This window comes from Nonomuraea sp. NPDC005501 (assembly GCF_040605905.1).
In the GTDB taxonomy this organism is placed as follows: Bacteria; Actinomycetota; Actinomycetes; order Streptosporangiales; family Streptosporangiaceae; genus Nonomuraea.
This window is the reverse complement of record NZ_JBEXDT010000002.1, coordinates 77174-95280: the sequence shown is the minus strand read 5'-3', so window position 1 is coordinate 95280 and position 18107 is coordinate 77174. Positions and strand designations below refer to the sequence as shown.

Below are 18107 nucleotides of genomic sequence, written 5' to 3'. Positions count from 1 at the left end.
CCGACTCGAGCGTGAACGAAGAGGAACAGCTTCGGTGAGCCAGCTGGTCGAACACCATTCGCGCAAAGCCGCCCGCATCCTGGACAGCACGCGCCGGCTGGTGCTCGACCACGGCGTGCGCAAGGTCACCGTCACCGAGATCACCCGTTCGGCCGGCGTCGGCAAGGGCACCGTCTACCTGTACTGGCCCACCAAGGAAGATCTCATCCTCGGGCTGTTCGCCCGCGACCTGCTGACCTTCCTGGATGAGGTCATCGGCAGCATCACCGCCGACCCCGCCGACGTGCTGCCGCGCCGCCTCGCCCCGCTGCTGATCCGCACAGGATCACAACTCCCGCTGGCGCACCGCCTGCGCAGCGATGCCGAACTGCTGCGGCTGCTCACCCAGCATGCCGGCGACCGCGAGCTGTTCGCCCGAACCAGGCCCAGCGCCCTGTGCAACGCGGTCATGCCGATCCTGCGCCGGCACGGTCTGGTCCGCCACGATCGCCCCCTGTCCAGCCAGGCCTACGCCCTGCACGCCGTGCTCACCGGGTTCGGCACCGCCATGACGGACCCGGCCACCGCCCCGCTCGGCGTCGACGACCCTTACGAGGTCCTCGCCGACACCGTGGCCCAACTGCTCGAACCCTCCACCGCACCCGGAGAGCCGGCCATCACCGCGGCCGCCGACCAGACCGTCGCCGTGTTCCGCGAGACCAGGGACGCCGTACTGGACCTCATCGACCGCGGTCAGACGCTCCAGCAGTGAGCAGGCTCCTGCGACGGCTCGGAGCGCCCGCCCGAGGGCCTGTCGCAGAGCATTCTCGTGATCGCGAGGACTTCAGGGATCAGGTGCGGCGCGTTCGCCGGCCTGCCCGCGACGGCCGCCCTCGACAGACGGGCGGTCCGTCCGGCGGAAGCGAGCAGGCGCGGGCAGGCGCGGGCACCGGGCGACGTAGGCACGTGCTCACCTGACTTTCGACAGGGGTGCTGACTGACGGTCGGCAGATGATCTGAGCGGCTCCCGGCCGAGAAGCTCGCCGGCATGAACACGTACTTTCCCGGACGGTGGATCGGGGGCGCGACGCTCGTCCTGGGGCCGGTCGTCCTGTGCGCGGGATTCCTGCTGCGCCACCTGAGCTCCGTCATCGCGCTCAGCCCTCAGCAGCACGCGTGGGCCGAGAGGCAGCCGTTCGCCGCCTACGGCCAACTCCTCGCCTACACCTCGGCACCCGCCCTGCTCACCCTCTCCTACGCGGTCTTCGCCCTGGGAGCGGTGCTGCTCTTCCCCGCCTTCGTCACCGTGGCTCAACGCGTGGGTGGCGGCCTCGCGTTCTGGGGCGCCACCCTGCTCGTGGCCGGGCTCTTCTCCCGCCTGTACTTCGCCGGCGCCGACCAGACCGCCTTCCAGCTCACCGAGGTCATCGGGCTGGACCGGGCAACGGATGCGATCATGACGGAGTACGTCGACATCTCCTACGGACCGTGGCGCGTACCGGTCTGGGCCTCGGTCGGCCAGTACGCGGGCTCGCTCCTGCTGGCCGTCGCCGCTTGGCGTACTGGCCTCTTCGGCACCGCCCGTGCCGTGATGCTGCTCCTGGCAGGAGGCACGTGGATGGGCGTGCTCAAGGGCGCTTCGATCTCCGATGTGCTCGTCACCGGCCTGCTCTGCGTCGCCCTGGTGCCGCTGGGAGTCCGGATGCTGCGTGAGCGGCTGCCGGCTCCGACCGGCCGCTCGAAGGTAGTGAGCTGGTGAGGGGCGGCAGAGGAGCGTCTACGAGTACGGGTCGCACACCGTGAACGACACTCTCCTGGTGGCCTTCGAGGGAGTCAGCAGGTGGAAGGCGATCGTGTGGTGGCCCGGCTCGAAGGCGCCGAAGGGGTTGCGCCGGTTCTTGGCCGTACCGGTCACCCAGTCCGTCCTCCATCCCTCGTCCTGGCCGTCCACGACCCAGCGGTAGCCGAACTCCACCTGCCTGCCCGACGGCCCCTTGATCATGGCTGTGGGGAAGAGGCTGGGCGACCAGCAGCCCTTTTCGGTCTTCAGTCCCTCCAGCATCAGTGACACCAGGCGTACGGCCCCCGCGGCGGCGGCCGTGGTCGCGGTTCTGGAGGGGGAGGTGGTGAGTTCGGGCGTCGGCCGTCTGTGGGAGGCGGTGGGGCTGGAGCCGCCGGTCCTGGTGGGCTGCGGCTTCCTGACCGCCGCGCTGGGTGTCGTGGTGGTGCCCGGCTTCTTGGCCGCCGAGGTGTGCGTCGTGGTGGGGCCCGGCTTCGTGGCTGCCGAGGTGTGCGTCGTGGTGGGGCCCGGCTTCGTGGCCGGTGGGGAGGACGCGTCCGTCTTCGCGGGCGCAGGCGTCCACATGATCGCCCCGCCCACCAGGGCGGCGGACACCACCAGTGCCCCGGTGGCCGCCAGCAGCGCCTTCCCGCGTGAGCGGCTCGCAGGAGGACCCGCCGTACCGCCCCGGCGGCCCGTCGGGGCCACTGCCGTGCCGGCGGCGGGCTGCGCGCCGATGAGCCGAAGGAGGACGTCCTGCATGGCGGGCCGGGCGGCGGGGTCCTTGGCCAGGCAGGACAGCACGATCGGGCGCAACGGGTCCGGCAGGTCGCCCAGGTACGGCTCGCCGTGGAGGATGCGGCGGATCACCGCGGGCAGCGAGTCGTTGCCGAACGGCGGACTTCCCGTCGCGGCGAACACGATCACCGACGCCCACGCGAAGACGTCCACCGCGGGACCGAGCGGCGCGCCCGCGAGCTGTTCGGGCGCCATGTAGGCGGGCGTGCCGACGATGCTGCTCGTCACCGTCAGCGAATGGCCGGACGCGCGGGCGATGCCGAAGTCGATGACCCGCGGGCCGTCCCTGCCGAGCAGCACGTTGGCGGGTTTGAAGTCGCGATGCACCACCCCTGCCCGGTGGATCGCCGCCAGCGCGGTGGCGGTCGCCACGGCGAGCCGCTGCAGGTCGGCGCCGACGTGCCGGCCCGCCTGCTGGAGCGAGGGCCCCTCCACGTACTCGGTCACGATGTACGGCCGGCCGCCCAGCGAGGCGTCGAGCACCTGGGCGATGCAGAACGGCTCCACCCGCCGCGCCGCGTCGATCTCCTTGGCGAAGCGGTGGTCACCGGCCAGGCCGTCCTGCAGCACCTTGACGGCGACCGGCCGCCCGTCGGGGCCCTGGCCCAGGTAGACGACCCCCTGCCCGCCCGCGCCCAGACGCCCGAGCAGCCGGTAGGGGCCCACGGCAGAAGGGTCTTCGGGCAGGAGCGGGTTCATCACTCGGTCCCGGGCGGGCAGGCGGTGAACCGGTGCTCCCTCGACGCCGTCCCCGGCGAGGTGACGCGGAGGGTGATCCGGTGGGGGCCGGCCGAGGTCACGAGCGGGCCGGAGAGCTCCTGGGTGTGGGTCTCGGCGATGGCGGCCTCAGAGCGCCGCATCACCTTTCCGTCCAGGACCCATTCGTAATGGAACGTGGTGGACAGCTTGGTGCCCTCGACCAGGGCGGAGGTCAGGATGGAGCCCACCTGGCAGTCCTGGGTGTTGGCCTTCCTGGCGCCCAGGGCTCGCACCCACACGACCCGGAAGGCTCCGGTGCCCGACGAGGCCCTCCGCGGTGAGGCCGTCGGCTGGGGGGCGGACCGCGTCGGCCTCACGGTCGGCCTCACGGTCGGCGTCGCGGTCGGCCTCGTCGTGGTCGGCTTCTTCGTGGTCGCCGGTTTCGGGGTGGTCGCCGGTTTCGGTGTGGACGGGCTCGTGGTCCTCTTCGAGCGCTGGCGCGTTTTCGTCGAGGCCGGTGTCCCGGCGGAGTGGAACGCCAGTTGCCGCGTACTCGTTCGCGGTTCCCGGAGATCCCAGACGCTCGTGGCCCCCCAGACGAGGGCGCCCGCGACCGCCAGCGCCCCCACCCCGGAGACGCCCGCGACCAGCGCCGTCCTGCTCCCCCGCCGTCGCCGCCCGGGAGCCGTGGACGGGCCGCGGCCCTCGGCACCGGCCGGATGGCCGGGGGCCGGTCCGCCCAGGAGCCGCAGCAGCACGTCCCGCATGGCCGGCCGGCGCGCCGGATCCTTGGCCAGGCACTCCAGGACGACCGCGCGCAACGGTTGCGGCAGGTCGCCGAGCTGCGGCTCGTTGTGCAGGATCCGATTGATCACCGCGGGCAGGGAGTCCTCGCCGAACGGGGGTGTCCCGGTGGCGGCGAACACGATCACCGACGCCCACGCGAAGACGTCCACCGCGGGACCGATCCGCTCACCGGCCAGCTGCTCCGGCGCCATGTACGCGGGTGTCCCCACGATGCCGCTGGTGGCCATGAGCCCCGATTCGACCGACCGGGCGATCCCGAAGTCGATCACTCGGGGCCCGCCCTGCCCGAGCAGTACGTTGGCGGGCTTGAAGTCGCGGTGGACGATGCCCGCCTGATGAACGGCCGCCAGCGCGGTGGCGGTCGCCACGGCGAGCCGCTGCAGGTCGGCGCCGGCGTGGCGGCCCGCCTGCTGGAGCGAGGGGCCCTCCACGTACTCGGTCACGATGTACGGCCGGCCGCCGCTCAGCGAGGCGTCGAGCACCTGGGCGATGCAGAACGGCTCCACCCGCCGCGCCGCGTCGATCTCCTTGGCGAAGCGCTCGTCGGCGAGTCCCTCGCGCAGCACTTTGACCGCGACCGGCCTGCCGTCGGGCCCCCGGCTCAGGTAGACGACCCCCTGGCCGCCCTCGCCCAGCCGGCCGAGCAGCCGGTAGGGCCCCACGGCGGCGGGGTCGCCTTCCCGGAGAGGCTCGACGTGCGACATGGCACTCCTGCGACGCGCGTATGGGATCTTCGGCACCATAGCGGGAAATGTCAGACCCAGTGAGTCAGTCGCGCAAAACCAGCCCCTCCGACATCAAGACGCCCCCGGCCCTCGTCATTGAACATTATGTTGACAACGATCAGTTCCATGGCGCACTCTGGTCGCATGTCAGAAGATCCCTTCGTTCCGCCGGACCCCGACCAGGTGCGTGCGCACCGCGTGTACGCCGCCCTCGCCCGCATCGCCGAGCGGCACGCCGCGACGCGAGACCAACGCGATCGTCAGATCCATCCGCAGGTCGTCGGCGCGCATGAGGCCGTCAGGCTGGTGTCGTTCCTCGCCGCGGGAACCGCACAGCACGACGACGGCGAGCCGGAGGTCGACCAGGCCGACATCACCGCCGCCCTCACCCTCGTGCCGCTCGTCCGGGCCGAGATGGACCAGCTGGAGACCTCGCTGCTGCTCATGGCACGGGGCCGTGGCCTCACCTGGCAGGAGATCGCGTTCGGGTTGGGGCTCGGCACCCCGCAGGCCGCCCGGCAGCGGTACGAGCGGCTGGCCGGCCGCGTGGAGGAGAGCCCGGCGCAGTAGGTCGTACGGGTACGCGCGTCAGCCACCCGTGGTGACGTGCATGGCGACCGGCCGGTACACCAGGCCGTCGGTCCAGGTCACCGACTCGGGCGTACCGGTCAGGCGGAGGCCGGGGCGTTGGGTGACCAGCGCTTTGATCGCCTCGGTGAGTTCGACCCTGGCGAGGCTGGCGGCCAGGCAGCGGTGCGGGCCGTAACCGAATGCCACGTGCGGGTTGGGGGGATGGCCGGTGAAGCGGTGGATGTCGAACCGGCCGGGCTCGGCGAACGCCCGCGGGTCGTGGTTGGCCGCGTTCAGGTTCGGCATGACGACCGTTCCGGCGCTCAGCGAGCCGCTGGGGAGGTCGATGTCCTTCGTGACGCGGCGCATGAAGGCGCTGGCGGGCGGCCCGTCGAAGCGCAGGATCTCCTCGACCGCGACAGCCGTCAGGGTGGGGTCCGCCACCAGCTCGGCCCACTGGCCCGGGTGCAGGAGCAGGCGGAAGACACCGCGGGCGATCATCGAGGCGGTCGTCTCGTGGCCGGCCGTGATGAGGGAGAAGACGGTGTTGACCAGCTCGCCCTCCGACAGCCGGTCGTCCTCGTCCCTGGCCTGGATGAGCAGGTCGATGAGGTCTTCGCCGGGCTCGGCGCGATGCTGGGCGACCAGCTCCGCGGCGTAGGCCATGAAATCGGTGTAGCCCTCGTAACGGACCTGCTCGGTGGCCGTGGACGTGGTCAGGAACATGTCCGTCCACCGGACGAACTGCTCATAGTGGTCCATCGGCACGCCCAGCATCTCGCAGATGACGTGGCCGGGTAACTGCAGCGCGTACCCCTGGACCAGGTCGAAGTCGTCGTCCAGGCCGTCGAGGAGGTCCTGGGCGATTCGCGCGATACGAGGGCGCCACGGCTCGATCTGGCGCGGGGTGAACGTGCCGTGCATGATCCGGCGGTAGCGGGTGTGCTCCGGCGGGTCCTGGTTCACCAGGGCGTCGGGGTCGTCGTCGATGCCGATGCCGCTCACGAACCGCGGCAACCCCGGCAGCCGCAGGTTGCGGCTGGAGGCGGGCGAGGCCAGCAGGGCGCGGACGTCCTCGTACCGGACCGCCAGCGGGACCCGGTCGCCGCTGGGCATGGCCGCCGGCTCCAGCGGCCCGGATTCGCGCCTGTGGGCGAACTCCGGCGGCGGCGTGGCGAGTGGTCCGGGGACGATGTCGGGCCAGGTCCCGTCCGGATTCCGTTCGGTGGTCATCACAACCCCTTCCGATCCGGGCGCCCGGGGGGACGGCTCACGCGGAACATACGAAATGCTGTGCCCCGCGTCAACGGACGCCCGGCATCGCGCGTCCGATGGCCGGAATGCGATTCCCGTCACCTACCCGCTCGCGGAGGCCCAGGTCGAGGGCCGGTTTCTCGCTCCGAGCTTGATCTTTTGGCAGAGCTTGTCCATCTTCGGTGGCGAGTGTCCTCGCAGGCGGCACATACTGGAGGGGATGAAGCCAGCTAGCGGCGCGTCCCGTCGCCACATGCCCACAAGTCCCTTCAAACCCCCGCCCCCGGCTCCGCCTGCCGAGCGGTTCAGCGTCAACGACCAGGTGACGCATGATCGCTACGGTCTTGGCGTCGTCATCAGCGTGGAAGACGAAGTCGCCGTGTTCGTCGATTTCGGCTCCCGTCAGGAGCGGATAACGGCCCCGTTCAACAAGCTGTACAAGCTCTGAACCCGCGCACTGCGGGCAGGCACGTCAACGCGAGAGCGTCCACGTCGGCGGTCGATCTGGCGGATCGGCCAGTCCGGCGTGGGACGGTGCGGGGCCTTTCTCCGCTCGCCCCGTCTGACGAGCACGGCTGTGCCGATGCTCGGCAGCCGTTACTCGTGCGCTCTCGCCCGTCCGTGCCGCAGAGCCCGCGGTGACGAGTACGCCGTGGATGGTCCTCATCGGGCCGGCCGCGGCAGGCAAGAGCACGCTGGGCCGGTTGCTCGCCGAAGTCACCGGACGCCGGTTCGTCGACGTCGACGAGATCGGCGGGCCGTACTATGCCGAGGTCGGCTGGACCATGGATCGGCTGCGTGAGCGTGCCCGGGTCGTCGGCCGGGTGGCGGCCGAGCGCGAATGGGAGCCCGCCCGCGCCCATGCCGTGCGACGCGCCGTGGAGACACACCCGCACGCGATCGTCGCGCTCGGCGCGGGGCACAGCCACTACACGGACTCAGGGCTGTTCGCCGACGTCCGGCAGGCGCTCGCCGCCGTCCCGCGCGTGGCCTGAAGGACGCGTCGGGCGGCGCGCCAGGTGGGCTCCTCAGGTCACCGGGCTGAATCCCGTCACGCCAGCAGGGTGCGCCAGCGGTCGGCCGACTCGATCATGTCCAGGCTGACGCGTTCCAGGAACTCCGCCGTCTTGGCCAGCCGTTGCCCCACGGGGCTGTCGAGCCCGTAGGTCTCGGCCACCGCCATCGTGGCACGCACCGTTTCGAGGGTCTGGTGCCTGCTGATCACGATGGAGTGGTACCAGGCGTCGTTGTCGATCACGTAGATGTCGCGACGGCGCCGCGGATCGCGCTCGCGCCGGGCATACCCCTGCTGGACCAGGTAGTTCACGGCCACGGAGACGGAGGCCGGACTGACGCTCAGCCTGCGGGTCAGCTCCGCGGCGGTGCGTCTGCCGTCTTCGGACAGCATCAGGTCGTGGTGCACGCGCGCGGCTGTCGCCGGCATCCCCGCTTTGACCGCCATCTCGAGGATCTCCTGCTCCATCGTGCTGCCCGGCGGGGTGGCCGCGTGCGGCAGCGCAGGCGTGCCGCGCCGTGCCCGCTGGACCGTCGCCTGGTGCGCCTGCTGGGGCCGGTAGCCGGCGGGGCCGCCGTTGCGTGCGACCTCCCGGGTGATCGTCGAGGTCGGCCGGTCGAGCCGCCTGGCGATCTCGCCGTAGGAGAGTCCGTCGGCGAGTCCGGCCGCGATGTGCCGGCGGTCCTGCTGGGTCAATCGTCCTCCTGGCATGCCGCCAGTATTGCCTTCGCCGCCATCCATTGCAACATGGCGTTGCTTTCGGGCGCAGCGTCATTGCACCAATTTGTCCTTAACAACCTGCGAAAACGCTTCTGCTTGTATTGACGAAATTCTGAATGCAACGTAGCTTTCGAGGTGCACAGAACACGTACTATCGCAAAGCGAGGACTGGTCATGGGTGAATCCCTCCACACCGTCGAGGACAGGCCGGCGCCGAAGGCCACAGCCGGGCAGGATCGCCCGGACCTGCGGCAGGCTGTCCAGGAGTTCGTCGACGCCGGTTTCGCCGGGATGCAGCTGCGCGTGCACGATGAGCGGGGCGAGTGGGCCGGCAGCGCCGGGGTGCGCAAGCTGGGCGAGGATGCGAAGCCGCCGGCGAACGGGCGCTCCCGGATAGGCAGCACCACCAAGACCTTCACCGCGACCCTGGTGCTGCTGCTCGTGGCCGCCGGGGAGATCGGGCTGGACAGCCCGGTGGACGACTATCTGCCCCAGTTCGGCCTGGACCGGCGGATCACCGTGCGGATGCTGCTGCAGCACACCAGCGGGGTGTTCAACCACACGGGCGAGCTCGACCCCGACGGGACATACGTGCCGGGCATCCCCTCGGTGGGCCAGGAGTGGGTGGACCTCCGGCTCAAGACGTACCAGCCGGAGGAGCTGGTGCGGTTCGCGTTGTCGAAGCCGGCGCGGTTCGAGCCGGGGACGGACCAGAGCTACTCCAACACCAACTACACGCTGGCCCTGCTGCTGATCGAGAAGGTCACCGGCCGCTCCTACGCCGAGGAGATGCAGCGGCGGATCCTGGGGCCGCTCGGACTGTCGGACACCGTGATGCCGGGCTCCCGGACGGACATCCCCGGGCCGCACGCCCACGGCTACTACCGGTACGAGGAGGCCGGCCAGTGGAAGGTGGTCGACGTCACCCGCCAGAACCCGTCCCTGCTGTCCGGCACCGGTGACATGATCTCGACCACCCAGGATCTCCGGACGTTCATCTCCGCGCTGATGGGCGGCAGCCTCCTGCCGGCCCCGCTGCTGGCCGAGATGCGCAAGCCGCACGGGAAGCTCGGCTACGGCCTGGTGCTGTTCGTGCAGGACCTGGGCCCTGACTGCGGCGGCACCGTCTTCCACCACAACGGCAGCACCCTGGGTTACGGGGCGCTGATGTACAGCACGCCCGACGGCAGCAAGACCCTGACCGCCTTGCTGACCAGCGGGGACGCCGCAATCGACGTGATGCAGGCGTTCCCGAAGGCCCTGGAGGAGCTTCTGAAGGTGGTCTTCTGCGGCGGGCCGGGCGCGAACTGAGCCTGGAGCGCCGGCAACCGGGACCCCCCGACGACCCCCGGATCGACCGGCGCCCGCATTGACAGAGTGCTTTGAGCACCAAAGGATCACCCTGAGGTCACAACAAGCACTCAGTACCCATTTGCACCATCCGCCCCTTGCGACGCGACCCTCCGCTACGGGAGGATCACGGGTCGAAACTCCGCGATGTCCGAACCTTCGTCCGGACCGGCGGTCACCCCCCGCACACCGGTGCATGGCGACATGGAGAGACTGTCGTGCAGCCACAAGAGCACATCGAGCAGTTCGGCTACCGACAGGAGTTGCGTCGTGGCGTCGGGCTGACCGACCTGGTCCTCTACGGCCTCAACTTCATGGTGCCGATCGCGCCGTTCGCCATCTTCGGCCTGGTCTACTACCGCTCCGCCGGCATGCCGGTCCTCGCGTACCTGGTCGGCATGGTCGCCCTGCTGTTCACCGCGGCCTCGTACGCGCAGATGGTCAAGGCGTTCCCGCTGTCCGGCTCGGTCTACAACTACGCGGGGCGCGGCATCAGCGCGCCGGTCGGGTTCATGACCGGGTGGGCGATCCTGCTCGACTACCTGCTCCTTCCGGGGCTGCTCTACCTGATCGCGTCCAAGGCCATGAACGCCGGCGTGCCGCAGGTGCCGGTGTGGGCCTGGCTGATCATCTTCGTGGCCGTCAACATGGTGATCAACCTGCGTGGCGTCCGCATGACGATCAAGCTCACCAGGGTGATGATCGCCGCCGAGCTGGTCGTGCTGGCGCTGTTCCTCGTGGCCGGCGTCTGGGCGATGCTCCAGGGCGCGGGCAGCGGGTTCAGCCTGTCGCCGCTGTTCAACCCGGAGACGTTCTCCTGGCCGGTGGTGTTCGCGGCGGTGTCGGTCGCGACGCTGTCCTTCCTCGGGTTCGACGGGATCAGCATGCTCGTCGAGGAGTCGACCGGCGGCTCGGCGCAGGTGAGCAGGGCCATGCGATTCGCGCTGATCCTGGCCGGCGTGCTGTTCATCGTCCAGGTGTGGGTCGCCGCCCTGCTCGTGCCCGACCCGGCCGGCCTGCTGGCCCACAGCAGCGACACCGCGTTCCAGGACGCCGCCGCCGTCGCCGGGGGCGACTGGCTGCGGCAGCTCACCTCGAACGCCACCGCCGTCTCCTGGGGCGTGGCCAACACCCTGGTCGCCCAGGTCGCCGTCTCACGCCTGCTGTACGCGATGGCGCGTGACCGCCAGCTCCCGGCGTTCCTGGCCAAGGTGTCCGTCAAGAACTCCGTGCCGACCAACGCGATCCTGCTCGTCTCCGCGCTGTCCGTCGGGCTCGGGCTGTGGGTGTCCGCCCTCAAGGACGGCGTCGAGGTGCTCAGCAGCCTGATCAACATGGGCGCGCTGTTGGCGTTCATCGTGCTGCACGTGTCCGTCATCGTGCACTACCGGATCCGGCAGCGCTCGGCCGACCTCTGGTCGCACCTGGTCTCGCCGTTGATCGGGATGGCGATCCTGGTCTTCGTCGTGATCAACGCCAACATCCTGGCGCAGGTGACGGGCTTCGTCTGGCTCGGCGTCGGGGCGATCATCCTGGCCGGCATGTACGTCGCCGGACGCCGGCCCACCGTCCAGGGCCTGGCAGCCCCACGGGAGCGGGTGTGAACCGGCTGCCGCTCCACCAGGACCTCCACCTCATGGCCCACAACGAGGCCGGCAAGCTCCTGACCCACCAGTCGTCGCTGGCCCTGGCGCTGGCCGGGGCGGTGCTGACCGAGCTGGTCCTGGCCGAACGCGTCGCCGTCGTCCAGGGCCGCATCACCGTCTCCGACCGCCGCCGCACGGACGACCCGGTCATCGACGCCCTCCTCGACCTGATCCCCCGGGACCGGGACCACCGGGACGTGCGGTCCTGGTTCAAGGCGGCGGCCAAGGACATCTACGTCCGTACCCGCGACGACCTGGTCGCCAAGGGTGTGCTGGCCCCGGTGACCAGGCGGCGCATGGGCATGCTGCCCTACCTGCGCTACCAGCTCACCGACATCTCCTGGGCCGTACGGGCGTCGTCGGGGGTGCGGTCGGCCGCGGAGGGGTTCAAGCAGCCCGACGCGGGGTGCGCCACGCTGTGCGGCCTGGTGGCGGTGCTGCGGGTGGAGGATGAGCTCTACCTGAGCCAGCCGTCGGGCCGGCTCGTCGAACGCCTGCGCGCCATCGCCGACGAGCACTCGCCGACGGTGAAGGAGCTCGTGCACATCGTCGACACCCTGGTCGCCGAGGCCGCCGTCGCCGTGTACCGGTGAAGGGGGTCAGAGGGGCTGCTCCAGCATGCGCTTCATGGGCTGGAGGCCGGCCGCCTCGTAGAAGGAGCGCGCGCCCTCGTTGAACTCCCAGACCTCGGTCACCAGGCGCCGGCACCCGGCCTCCCTGCCCGCCTCCCGCACGGCCTCCAGCAACGCGGTCGCGACCCCGAGCCGCTTGGCCTCCGGCGCCACGACGATCTGGTTCAGGGCGATGAACGAGTCCGCGTTCAGCAGCACGCTGGGCCCCCGGTGGTACACCGTCGCCTCCGCGTACCCGGCGCACTCACCGTCCGCCGGTTCGGCCACGAAGATCCGCGTGGACTCCTGCCCGAGCCGCTCCGCGAACCGCTTCGTGAGCTCCTCGGCCGAGGGCCGCGCCTGGAACAGGTCCGGCCGATTGTCGGCGTGCAGGCCATGGACGTGGGGGTTCATCCCGGCGAGGAGGGCGGCGTCCTGGGGGGTCGCCTGACGGACTTTCAACGCTGACACGGGCTACCTCTCTCTCGGACATGGTGTGCGACCATGGGCGCATGGACCCTGAAAAGGCCCTGGTGGACATCACATGACGGACGAGCGGATCACCACGATCGGCCGCTGTTACGGCTGCAGGCGGACGTTCGGCTTCGATCCGGCGGCGGTCACGATGTTCGCGATCGACCCGGAGACCGGCTTTCCGCCCGGCATGACGGTCCTGGGCTCGATGCGCGAGCCCACCCCGGAAGCTGTGGCCCGGTCGGTCGAGGAGCCCGTCTGCCCGGACTGCGTGGCCAAGGCGAAACGGTTCCTGGAGCCCCCCGATCCCCTGACCCCCTGGTCACGCCCCTAGCGTTCAGGCGAGGTCCGCGGCGACCTTCCCGTACACGTACATGTCGCGCCGCTCGCCCCCCACCTCCCGCCAGCTGCGCAGCAGCCCCTCGCGGACGAACCCGGCGCGCTCGGCCGCCCGCCAGGACGGCGTGTTCCACGGCTCGACGTGCAGCTCCAGCCGGGGCATTCCCAGCGGTCCCAGCCCCCATGCCGAGATCGCCAGCAAGGCCGCGACCGCCGCACCTCGCCCGCGGGCCGGACCGGCGACCCAGTAGCCCACCGCCGCCCGTCCGTGGGGGCCCGGCCACAGCCCGATCTGGCCGACCGCGTCGCCCGTTCCGGCGTCCGCGATCGCGAACGAGTACCCGGCTCCCTCGGTGGCCCTGCTCCACTGGCGCCGCACGAACGCGACGCCCTCCGTCTCCGAGTATTCCGACGGCACGGTCGTGATCAGCGGGATGTACGGGTCCTGTGACGCCTCTCGCACGGCCGCGACGTCGTCCAGCCGCCACGGGCGCAGCAGGAGTCCGCCGCCGGCCGGGAGCTCGGGCATCGTGAGGGGACGATCATCCATCCCGGCATCATGCCACCGCCGCTTGAGTCTCCCGTACGGGGAGACGGCAGGGTGAGGGCATGGACGGTGACGCGCTCTACTCGATCGGTGACCTGGCACGGCGGACCGGCCTGACGGTCAAGGCCATCCGGTTCTACTCCGATCAGGGCATCGTGCCGCCGCCTGTACGGCGTCGAGGCCGTCGCGCGGCTGGATCTCGTACGGACGCTGCGCGAGCTGGGGCTGGACCTGCCCACGGTGCGCAGGGTCGTGGAGCGGGAGGTGTCGCTGCCGGAGGTCGCCGAGGCGCACGCCGAGGCCATCGCGGTGCAGATCCGGACGCTGCGGCTGCGGCGGGCGGTGCTGACGGCGGTGGCCAGGCGCGGATCAACCCCTGAGGAGACGGAGCTCATGCACAGACTGGCCAGGCTTTCCGAGGACGAGCGGCGCCGGCTGATCGGGGAGTTCCTCGACAGCGCGTTCGGCGCTCCCGGCGACGCGGGCGCCGAGGCGTTCGCCGGGATCCGGCGCTCGATGACGCCCGAGTTGCCCGACGATCCCGAGCCCGAACAGGTGGAGGCGTGGGTGGAGCTGGCCGAGCTCTCCCGCGACCCCGGCTTCCGTGCGCTGATGCGGCGCGTGGCGGACTCCTACGCGGCGGGCACGGCTCCCGGCGCCGTGCCACGGCCGGACGCGGCCGCGATGGTACGGGAGGAGGTGCGGCCGGCGGTGGCGGCGGGGGTCGATCCGGTGTCGGCGGAGGCGGAGCCCGTCGTCGCGGCGGTCCTGGCACGCTGCGCCCGGCTCGCGCCCCCGCCCGGCGAGACGGCGCCCGCCGATGATGTCGTGGGCGGCGGGGGGTTGCTGGAGTACCTGGAGGCGGTGAACGATCCGCGCAGGGAGCGCTACCTGCGCCTGCTCGCCGTCGTCAACGGCTGGCCCCCTCCCGAGAGCCTGACGCCCGCCCTCGACTGGACCCTCCGCGCCCTGCGCGCCCGAGTCACTCAGTGACCAGGGGGTTCACGGGGCCGGGGTAAGGCGAGCGCGTCCGGGAGGGGGCCGCCGAGTGGCTGGGGCGCCGCCGCGAGCCGGGGCTGCTGCTCCTGGCCGACCTGCGCCACCTGTACCGGTGGCGTCGGGGGTGTCGCTGGACTGGGAGCTGCTGGCCCAGGCCGCGCAGGGCGCGCGCCGCCGGGCCCTGCTGGAGCTGGCCGAGCGGTGCCACCCGCAGACGCTCCGGCAGGTGCGGTGGGCGAACGCCCGGCTCAAGGAGTCGGCCACCCAGGCCCTCATGAGCTGAGCGCCCGGCCGTCATCCGGCGGTGAAGTTCTCGCCCACCTCCTCCTGGAGGTGGGTCAGGGCGCTCTCCGTCAGGCTCTCCACGGTCGCGTGGGCGTCGGCGGGGGCCGTCACGCACACCTCTACCCGCGACGCGCCGGCGCCGGCCTGGCCGACCTCCAGCCAGCCGCCCACTTCCGGCACGTCCTGGGCGCGCCACTCCACGCGCAGCCGCTCGTCGTCCGTGGACAGGGCGCACCGCGTCTCCCCCTGCCGCCCGCCGAGCCGCCAGCGGACCAGCACGAGCCCGTCCTCCAGGTGCTCGGCGGTGACGCCGTCGGGCAGCCAGCGGCGCAGCCGATCCAGGTCGCCGGCGGTGTTGTAGACCACCTCGGCCAGGGCCTCCACCTCGCGGGTGGCGTGGTATTCCTTCGTGCTCATGGTGCTGTCGCTACCCGATCGTCACGAGTGTTACCGCTTGTAGGCGCGCGGGTGGGTTTGGCGGGACTCATGATAGGTAGTCCGGGATGGCGGGGACACGGACGAGTGGGTGAAGGAATGGGGCGGGTGCGGGTGGACGAGCGCTGGGACGGCGCCGGAGGGCGGCGGGTACGCAGCCTGGAGACGGGCCGGGAGAACCCCGACCGCCGGACCGTCGTCATCGTCCCCGGGCTCGGCGCCCTGGGCTACCTGTTCGACACGCTGGCCGGGTGCGGCTCGTGGGCGCGCTCGTTCCTGCTGGACGTGCCCGGGTTCGGGCGCCGGCCGCCGTGGTCGTGCGCGCCCGAGCTGCCCGCCGTCACCGAGCTGGTCACGCGGTGGCTGGAGTCCGTGCCGGCCGGGCCGGTCGTGCTCGCGGGGCACTCCACGGGGGCGCAGGTCGCGCTCCGGGTGGCCGCCGAGCGGTCCGATCTCGTGCGGGCGCTGGTCCTGCTGGGGCCGACGTTCCCGCCGAAGCTGCGCACCGGTCCCGGGCTGATCGTGCCGTACCTCCGGACGACCCGTCACGAGCCGGCGGGCACGCTTCCGGCCACGATGCCGTACTACGGGCGGGCGGGGCTGAAGGCGCTGGCCCGGTTCGTGCGCACGGCGCAGGAGGACGAGCCGGAGAAGCTGGCCCCGGCCGTGTCGTGCCCGATGGTCGTCGCCCGGGGCGTCCACGACGCGTTCTCGCCCCAGGCGTGGGCCGACCGGCTGGCCACGGCCGCCGCCGACGGGCGGTCGGTGACCGTGCCGGGGGCGCACGCGTTCCCGTACCAGCACGGCGGCCTGACGGCCGCGCTCATCAACGGGGCGGCCAAGCGGGCAGGAATCCTCTGAACTCGGGCGGCACGTGCCGGTGGAAGCCGCTGGTCCGCCACGTCTGCCCCGCAGCCGTGCGCCTTCAGGTCCTCCATGTCCTCCACCCGGGTCCGAGGCGCGCTCGATCGCCCAGCCCTTGACCAGGCCCGAGGTGGAGGCGCCCGCTGGGTGGGTGGGCCGTGAAGTAGCCGCCGCTGTCGTGCTCGACCCGCGCGCACAGCGCCAGTACCTCGGCCACCTCGGCGGGGCAGCTCGCGAGGCCGATCTCGCCGCGGCCGAGCCCGGCTGACGGGGCTGTCGGAGGGGTAGATGGAAGACGGCGTCCATGTGGCGCAGCCAGGCGCCCGCCCGCCCAATGCCGTCCCGGTGGTCGCCGTCGCCACGCACGTCGAAGGAGAAGTACCGCCTTCTCGTTCCGCCTGCCCGACGACCCGCCGTCCCCCGCGGAGCCGCCACCGCCGTGAGCTCACACCGGCGGGTCTCACGCGGGCGGGTCCCACGGCCGAGGAGTTCCGCAGGCGGCGGGCCGCGTTCACGCCCTCCCAGGCGACGGGGCCAGCCGGGGCACGGCGGCGACCAGGTCCCGCGTGTACGGGTCGCGGGGGCGGTGGAACACCTCGTCCACGCCGCCCTCCTCCACCACCCGGCCGTCCTTCATCACCAGCACCCGGTCGCACAGGTGGTGGACGACGCCCAGGTCGTGCGAGATGAACAGCAGCGCCGTGCCGTCCCGCCGCTGGATCTCCGCCAGCAGGTCGAGCACCTGGGCCTGGATCGAGACGTCCAGCGCGGAGACCGGCTCGTCGCAGACCAGCACCTCGGGGCGGGAGGCGAGCGCCCTCGCGACGGCCACGCGCTGCCGCTGCCCGCCGGACAGCTCGCGTGGATGCCTGCGGGCCAGCTCCGGGGGCAGGCCGACGCGTTCCAGCAGCTCCAGCGCCTGCACGAGGCGCGGCCCGCGCGGCCCCCTCAACGGCTCGGCGACCAGGCGGCCCACGGTGAGGCGGGGGTCGAAGGAGTCGAGCGGGTTCTGGGAGACGACCTGGATGAGGGACCGGCGCGAGCGGCGGTGGCGCTCGGGGACGCCGCTCCAGGGGCGGCCGTGCAGCCGCACCTCGCCCGCGTGCGGCTCCAGCAGGCCGAGGACGAGCCTGGCCAGGGTGGTCTTGCCCGAGCCCGACTCGCCGACCACGCCCAGCGCCTCGCCGGGGCGCAGGGTGAAGGAGACGCCGTCCACGGCGGTGCGCGGGCCGTACCGGACGGACAGGGCGGACGCGTCCAGCGCAGCCGGACCGTTCCCGGCGGCCGGGTCCGGTGGCACTGACGGGGTGGGCGTGGCCTGGAGGGGAGATGAGGCGGACAAACGCGTGCCCTTGGTGGCCGCCGACGGGACCGCCGCCAGCAGGGCGCGGGTGTAGGGGTGCGCGGGCGAGGCCAGGACGTCCCCCGCGGGGCCCTCCTCGACGACGCGGCCGTCCTTCATCACGAGGATCGTGTCCGCGATCGACGACACCACGGCCAGGTCGTGGCTGATCATCAGGAGCGCCGTGCCGGCGGCCTTGCGGGCGGCCAGCAGCCGGAGGATCCCGGCCTGCACGGTGACGTCCAGCGCCGTGGTGGGCTCGTCGGCGATGATCAGCGGGGGCCCGGCGGCGATGGCGGAGGCGATGAGCGCCCGCTGCCGCAGCCCGCCGGACAGCTCGTGCGGGTACTGTCCCGCCCGCACCTCGGGCTCGGGCACGCCGACGGCCTCCAGCAGCTCCCGTACGCGAGCCGCCCGCTCCGCCCGTGACCCGGCTCGGGAGACGGCGGAGGATCCGGGGCCGTGGACGGCGAGGACCTCGGCGATCTCCGCGCCCACGGTGCGCAGCGGGTCCAGCGAGACCAGCGCGTCCTGCAGCACCAGCCCGGCGAAGCCGCCGCGCACGCGCCGCCAGTCGCGCGGCCCGAAGGCGAGCGCGTCCCGGCCGTCCACCGTCAGCGCCGACGCCCCGACGACCGAGCCCGGCCCGGCCAGGCCGAGCAGGGCGCGGGCCGTGACGCTCTTGCCCGACCCCGACTCGCCCACGACGGCCACGCACTCGCCGGGCGCGATCGTGAACGACACGCCCCGCACGGCCTCCACCCCCGCGCCGGGGAACGACACACGCAGGTCCCGCACCTCCACCAGCGGCCCACCGGCCGCGACGGGACCCTCCTGGCGTACGGCGAGCTCGGTCATCGGTCGTCCT

Annotated in this window: 20 protein-coding genes and 1 pseudogene; 13 read left to right on the top strand and 8 right to left on the bottom strand. The window is 72.1% G+C overall.

Translation table 11 applies throughout. The features are described 5' to 3' along the window. Positions 1–34 precede the first annotated feature (34 nt). Positions 35–751 carry a TetR/AcrR family transcriptional regulator gene (locus ABZS51_RS02375; RefSeq protein WP_355435118.1) on the top strand — a complete coding sequence of 239 codons (717 nt, stop codon included), beginning with the start codon at positions 35–37 and terminating at the stop codon, positions 749–751. Between the two features lie 276 nt (positions 752–1027). Next, a complete protein-coding gene (locus tag ABZS51_RS02370) occupies positions 1028–1738 on the top strand; it encodes a hypothetical protein (RefSeq protein WP_355435115.1) in 711 nt (236 codons plus the stop codon). A gap of 18 nt (positions 1739–1756) precedes the next feature. On the opposite strand, the gene ABZS51_RS02365 is transcribed toward ABZS51_RS02370, so the two are convergent. After that, positions 1757–3256, bottom strand: a complete 1500-nt coding sequence (locus ABZS51_RS02365; protein ID WP_355435112.1) for a protein kinase — start codon at positions 3254–3256, stop codon at positions 1757–1759. After that, entirely contained in the window at positions 3256–4767 is a 1512-nt protein-coding gene (locus ABZS51_RS02360; RefSeq protein WP_355435108.1) for a serine/threonine-protein kinase, read from the bottom strand. The genes ABZS51_RS02365 and ABZS51_RS02360 overlap by 1 nt, the downstream gene beginning before the upstream one ends. 165 nt (positions 4768–4932) lie before the next feature. On the opposite strand from ABZS51_RS02360, the gene ABZS51_RS02355 reads away from it, so the two are divergent. Further along, a complete protein-coding gene (locus ABZS51_RS02355; protein ID WP_310706957.1) occupies positions 4933–5358 on the top strand; it encodes a DNA-binding protein in 426 nt (141 codons plus the stop codon). 18 nt (positions 5359–5376) lie between these two features. Here ABZS51_RS02355 and ABZS51_RS02350 read toward each other — a convergent pair whose 3' ends face one another. Next, entirely contained in the window at positions 5377–6591 is a 1215-nt protein-coding gene (locus ABZS51_RS02350; protein ID WP_355435104.1) for a cytochrome P450, read from the bottom strand. Between the two features lie 274 nt (positions 6592–6865). Between ABZS51_RS02350 and ABZS51_RS02345 the strand changes: the two genes are divergently transcribed. Together ABZS51_RS02345 and ABZS51_RS02340 are read left to right on the top strand one after the other, a co-directional pair. Continuing rightward, complete coding sequence (locus ABZS51_RS02345) at positions 6866–7060, top strand: hypothetical protein (RefSeq protein ID WP_310706959.1); 195 nt, start codon at positions 6866–6868, stop codon at positions 7058–7060. 190 nt (positions 7061–7250) lie between these two features. Continuing rightward, positions 7251–7607 carry a shikimate kinase gene (locus tag ABZS51_RS02340; protein WP_355435101.1) on the top strand — a complete coding sequence of 119 codons (357 nt, stop codon included), beginning with the start codon at positions 7251–7253 and terminating at the stop codon, positions 7605–7607. Positions 7608–7663: 56 nt separating this feature from the next. On the opposite strand, the gene ABZS51_RS02335 is transcribed toward ABZS51_RS02340, so the two are convergent. Continuing rightward, entirely contained in the window at positions 7664–8323 is a 660-nt protein-coding gene (locus ABZS51_RS02335) for a helix-turn-helix domain-containing protein (RefSeq protein ID WP_355435098.1), read from the bottom strand. 198 nt (positions 8324–8521) lie between these two features. On the opposite strand from ABZS51_RS02335, the gene ABZS51_RS02330 reads away from it, so the two are divergent. The 3 genes from ABZS51_RS02330 to ABZS51_RS02320 all read left to right on the top strand — a co-directional run bounded on the left by ABZS51_RS02330 (position 8522) and on the right by ABZS51_RS02320 (position 11936). Then, positions 8522–9658: a serine hydrolase domain-containing protein gene (locus ABZS51_RS02330; RefSeq protein ID WP_355435095.1), complete on the top strand. Its 1137-nt coding sequence runs from the start codon at positions 8522–8524 to the stop codon at positions 9656–9658. 257 nt (positions 9659–9915) lie between these two features. Further along, positions 9916–11301: an APC family permease gene (locus ABZS51_RS02325; protein ID WP_355435092.1), complete on the top strand. Its 1386-nt coding sequence runs from the start codon at positions 9916–9918 to the stop codon at positions 11299–11301. Then, positions 11298–11936, top strand: a complete 639-nt coding sequence (locus tag ABZS51_RS02320) for a GPP34 family phosphoprotein (RefSeq protein ID WP_355435089.1) — start codon at positions 11298–11300, stop codon at positions 11934–11936. The genes ABZS51_RS02325 and ABZS51_RS02320 overlap by 4 nt, the downstream gene beginning before the upstream one ends. Positions 11937–11942: 6 nt before the next feature. Here ABZS51_RS02320 and ABZS51_RS02315 read toward each other — a convergent pair whose 3' ends face one another. Then, positions 11943–12425 (bottom strand): GNAT family N-acetyltransferase, encoded by a 483-nt coding sequence (locus tag ABZS51_RS02315; RefSeq protein ID WP_355435086.1) that lies wholly within the window; start codon positions 12423–12425, stop codon positions 11943–11945. Between the two features lie 73 nt (positions 12426–12498). Here ABZS51_RS02315 and ABZS51_RS02310 point away from each other — a divergent pair, with 73 nt between their 5' ends. After that, on the top strand, positions 12499–12762 hold the full coding sequence (locus tag ABZS51_RS02310) for a hypothetical protein (protein ID WP_310706966.1): 264 nt from the start codon (positions 12499–12501) through the stop codon (positions 12760–12762). A gap of 3 nt (positions 12763–12765) precedes the next feature. On the opposite strand, the gene ABZS51_RS02305 is transcribed toward ABZS51_RS02310, so the two are convergent. Then, the gene (locus ABZS51_RS02305) at positions 12766–13317 is read right to left on the bottom strand and encodes a GNAT family protein (RefSeq protein ID WP_355435083.1); all 552 of its coding nucleotides are present in this window, start codon (positions 13315–13317) and stop codon (positions 12766–12768) included. Positions 13318–13376: 59 nt separating this feature from the next. On the opposite strand from ABZS51_RS02305, the pseudogene ABZS51_RS02300 reads away from it, so the two are divergent. The 3 genes and pseudogenes from ABZS51_RS02300 to ABZS51_RS02290 all read left to right on the top strand — a co-directional run. Then, positions 13377–13512, top strand: a pseudogene (locus tag ABZS51_RS02300) (MerR family transcriptional regulator); the annotation flags it as partial. A gap of 42 nt (positions 13513–13554) precedes the next feature. Then, positions 13555–14307: a MerR family transcriptional regulator gene (locus tag ABZS51_RS02295; RefSeq protein WP_355435395.1), complete on the top strand. Its 753-nt coding sequence runs from the start codon at positions 13555–13557 to the stop codon at positions 14305–14307. Between the two features lie 118 nt (positions 14308–14425). Then, the gene (locus tag ABZS51_RS02290; protein WP_355435080.1) at positions 14426–14596 is read left to right on the top strand and encodes a hypothetical protein; all 171 of its coding nucleotides are present in this window, start codon (positions 14426–14428) and stop codon (positions 14594–14596) included. A gap of 11 nt (positions 14597–14607) precedes the next feature. On the opposite strand, the gene ABZS51_RS02285 is transcribed toward ABZS51_RS02290, so the two are convergent. Beyond that, positions 14608–15015, bottom strand: a complete 408-nt coding sequence (locus ABZS51_RS02285; protein ID WP_355435077.1) for an SRPBCC family protein — start codon at positions 15013–15015, stop codon at positions 14608–14610. A 105-nt stretch (positions 15016–15120) separates the two neighbouring features. Here ABZS51_RS02285 and ABZS51_RS02280 point away from each other — a divergent pair, with 105 nt between their 5' ends. After that, positions 15121–15894 carry an alpha/beta hydrolase gene (locus ABZS51_RS02280; RefSeq protein WP_355435074.1) on the top strand — a complete coding sequence of 258 codons (774 nt, stop codon included), beginning with the start codon at positions 15121–15123 and terminating at the stop codon, positions 15892–15894. Positions 15895–16408: 514 nt separating this feature from the next. Here the strand turns inward: ABZS51_RS02280 and ABZS51_RS02275 are convergent. Further along, positions 16409–18097, bottom strand: coding sequence for an ABC transporter ATP-binding protein (locus ABZS51_RS02275; protein WP_355435071.1), 1689 nt, complete (start codon positions 18095–18097; stop codon positions 16409–16411). Between the last annotated feature and the right edge of the window lie 10 nt (positions 18098–18107).

Excerpts from the sequence above, each read along its gene's own strand:
- ABZS51_RS02345 (WP_310706959.1), top strand. The coding sequence starts at position 6,866 with ATGCCCACAAGTCCCTTCAAACCCCCGCCCCCGGCTCCGCCTGCCGAG.
- ABZS51_RS02370 (WP_355435115.1), top strand. The coding sequence starts at position 1,028 with ATGAACACGTACTTTCCCGGACGGTGGATCGGGGGCGCGACGCTCGTC.
- ABZS51_RS02275 (WP_355435071.1), bottom strand. The coding sequence starts at position 18,097 with ATGACCGAGCTCGCCGTACGCCAGGAGGGTCCCGTCGCGGCCGGTGGG.
- ABZS51_RS02365 (WP_355435112.1), bottom strand. The coding sequence starts at position 3,256 with ATGAACCCGCTCCTGCCCGAAGACCCTTCTGCCGTGGGCCCCTACCGG.
- ABZS51_RS02310 (WP_310706966.1), top strand. The coding sequence starts at position 12,499 with ATGACGGACGAGCGGATCACCACGATCGGCCGCTGTTACGGCTGCAGG.
- ABZS51_RS02360 (WP_355435108.1), bottom strand. The coding sequence starts at position 4,767 with ATGTCGCACGTCGAGCCTCTCCGGGAAGGCGACCCCGCCGCCGTGGGG.
- ABZS51_RS02350 (WP_355435104.1), bottom strand. The coding sequence starts at position 6,591 with ATGACCACCGAACGGAATCCGGACGGGACCTGGCCCGACATCGTCCCC.
- ABZS51_RS02355 (WP_310706957.1), top strand. The coding sequence starts at position 4,933 with ATGTCAGAAGATCCCTTCGTTCCGCCGGACCCCGACCAGGTGCGTGCG.
- ABZS51_RS02305 (WP_355435083.1), bottom strand. The coding sequence starts at position 13,317 with ATGGATGATCGTCCCCTCACGATGCCCGAGCTCCCGGCCGGCGGCGGA.
- ABZS51_RS02285 (WP_355435077.1), bottom strand. The coding sequence starts at position 15,015 with ATGAGCACGAAGGAATACCACGCCACCCGCGAGGTGGAGGCCCTGGCC.
- ABZS51_RS02330 (WP_355435095.1), top strand. The coding sequence starts at position 8,522 with ATGGGTGAATCCCTCCACACCGTCGAGGACAGGCCGGCGCCGAAGGCC.